The sequence below is a fragment of the Streptomyces sp. WAC05292 genome, from assembly GCF_003949955.1.
GTDB lineage: Bacteria > Actinomycetota > Actinomycetes > Streptomycetales > Streptomycetaceae > Streptomyces > Streptomyces globosus.
Window position 1 is genome coordinate 1 of sequence record NZ_RPSE01000789.1, and the last position, 928, is coordinate 928.

Here is a 928-nt window from a genome sequence, read left to right on the forward strand (position 1 = left end):
GGGCGGCGGTGCCGGGGGCCGGTCCCTGCGGCGGCCCGGCCGGCCGGGCGCCGCCGGGCGGGGCCGTACGGGCCTCGCCGCCGCGTCCGCTGCGTTCCAGGACGGTGTCGAGCAGGGCGCGGAGCCGGTCGTGGCGGGGGTGTTCCGCGCAGAGCCCGGTGAGTTCGCCGACCAGTCGTGCGTGCCGGTCGAGCAGCAGGTCCAGCTCGATCCGCTCGACGAGCACCGACAGGCGCAGTTCGGCGAGGCGGTCGCGCTGGATGCGGGCCTGCGGCCCCGGAAGGCCGGCCAGCGGGGTCCCGCGCCACATTCCCAGCCCCTTCGCGAGCCCGTCGCGGGCGGCGGCCGGGTCCCCGTCGGCCGCCGCGCCGCGGGCTTCGGCGACGAGGTCCTCGAAGCGGCACAGGTCCAGCTCGCCGTGGCCGAGGCGCAGGCGGTAGCCCTGGCCGTGGGTGTCGATGCGGTCGCCGAGGATGCGGCGCAGCCGGTACACGTACGAGCGGACGGTGCCGACGGCGGTGTGCGGCGGCGCCTCGCCCCACAGTCCGTCGACCAACTCGCCGGTGTCGACGACCGTGTTGTGCCGGCACAGGAGCATCGCGAGCACGGCGCGCTGCTGCGGCGGTCCCAGGGGGAGGGCGAGAGCGCCGTGGTGCGCCTGGACCGGCCCGAGCAGCGAGAAGGACGCGGCGGGGTCCGCGGCGGCGGAGGCGGCGGGCAGCGCTTCGTTCACCGGCTGCTCACCAACTCCCCGCGCGTAGGCCCCTTGTGCCCAACAGGATGTACCGGCCATCCGCTACGCAAGCCTACAACGGCCGTACAGCGCCCGATCCGGCCGCCTGTCGGCCGGATCGCGCCCGGCCGGTCGGGGGCGGGCCCGCGACCTGCGAGGATCTGCCGTACCGGGGGTGCGGGCCGGGCCGTGGAG

Annotated in this window: 1 protein-coding gene; it reads right to left on the bottom strand. The window is 77.4% G+C overall.

What is annotated here, in order from left to right:
* On the bottom strand, nucleotides 1-733 hold a 733-nt coding region (locus EF903_RS33045), incomplete at its 3' end, for an AfsR/SARP family transcriptional regulator (protein ID WP_148142667.1).
* Nucleotides 734-928 lie beyond the last annotated feature (195 nt).